This is a genomic window from Vibrio sp. R-1 (assembly GCF_035615595.1).
Taxonomy (GTDB): Bacteria; Pseudomonadota; Gammaproteobacteria; order Enterobacterales; family Vibrionaceae; genus Vibrio; species Vibrio cholerae.
This window is the reverse complement of the sequence record NZ_WPDC01000194.1, coordinates 1-1,328: the sequence shown is the minus strand read 5'-3', so window position 1 is coordinate 1,328 and position 1,328 is coordinate 1. Positions and strand designations below refer to the sequence as shown.

Annotated in this window: 1 protein-coding gene and 1 pseudogene; both read right to left on the bottom strand. The window is 43.1% G+C overall.

All coding sequences use genetic code 11. From position 1 onward, the window contains the following. Positions 1 to 650, bottom strand: a 650-nt coding sequence (locus GOU96_RS17555) for an MCP four helix bundle domain-containing protein (protein ID WP_324702069.1), incomplete at its 3' end; no start/stop codon positions are given. Between the two features lie 502 nt (positions 651 to 1,152). After that, positions 1,153 to 1,328: pseudogene (locus GOU96_RS17550) on the bottom strand (methyl-accepting chemotaxis protein); the annotation flags it as partial.

Below are 1,328 nucleotides of genomic sequence, written 5' to 3'. Positions count from 1 at the left end.
GGATCGCGGATCTGACGGGTTAACACTGTCGCCAGTAATATCACCAGGCCGATGGCCACCAATAGCGCAATGCCGACGTTCAGTTTTACCATCGAATAAATAGAAAGTGCAGAGGTGCGATTTTCCACACTGTAATCACGGTTAATTTTCATCAAGTTGGCGATTAAATCATCCAGCTCAAAAATGGTCGAACTACCGGAGGTCAATAATATTTGCTTGGCTTGATTGGTATCGCCTGCATGCAATGCGGAAATAAACTGATTGTGGATGTTCAGATATTGCGCCCATTTATTGGTGACGCGCTGATAAGCCTCTTGATCATCGGCACCTGATACATAGCTGGCGTATTTTTGCAACTCATTACTGGCATCTTGTTTCAGCTCCAGCAATTTATTCAGATACTCTTGACGGTTTGCGTCATTAATAACCAGTAAATAGCCCAGTTCGTAACGACGAAAGTCGCTAATCAGGATCGATGCTTCTGACACTAGCATCAGACTAGGTACTGTATTATCAGTCACTTCCAACGTTTCGGCGTTCATGCGTTGAAACAGTGTCAGTGATAAGCCCCCAATCCCGATAATAATCAGACAGAGCAAGGAAAAGGATAAGAACAGCTTTTTACCGATATTTAAGTCACGTAATGACATTGATTGCTCCAGCATAACGGCAGTGATATCGCATCAGAAATTGAATTTAACCGCATGCTCCATTGCTAGTTTCAAACATGATGCGTCAGGTCTATTTTCGATAATGTATTCAGAGAGAATCTATCGGATAGAAAAAAAGAATATTAAATGTGATCTGTGTCATTGGGATAAAAAACAGCCAAATATGCAGTGATTGGCAATTAAACCGCACGCAATGCAAAAAATAACGTTGTCGACTAAATTGTGCGACAAATATAAATATATCTCACTGTCATATTTACTTTGTTTTGTGTTTTTGCCGTGGCGATGGATTTATTGTGCGATATTCAATTAACTATCTGGTTCGATGTGCTTAATTAAGTGATTGTGGTGGTGTTTATGTCTAACTTTAACCTGTGACTTGATATAAGTGGTTATATCGAGAAATGTATCTGGCCGGCAGCGCTGGCTTGGATAGCCAGCGCCACGGTGTAGAGATGCGTGCTAAAGTGAAGAGCGCGCCTTATAGACTAAATCGAGCGATCGTGTGCTGTAGATTGTTCGCCAGTTGATTGAGCTCACCACAGGCCTGCGCGGTCTGGTTGGCACCTTGTGCCACCTCATCAGAGGCATTGTGGATGTTAACAATGCTGCGGTTGAGCTCATCGGTCACGGAGTTTTGCTGCTCGGTGGCGCTGG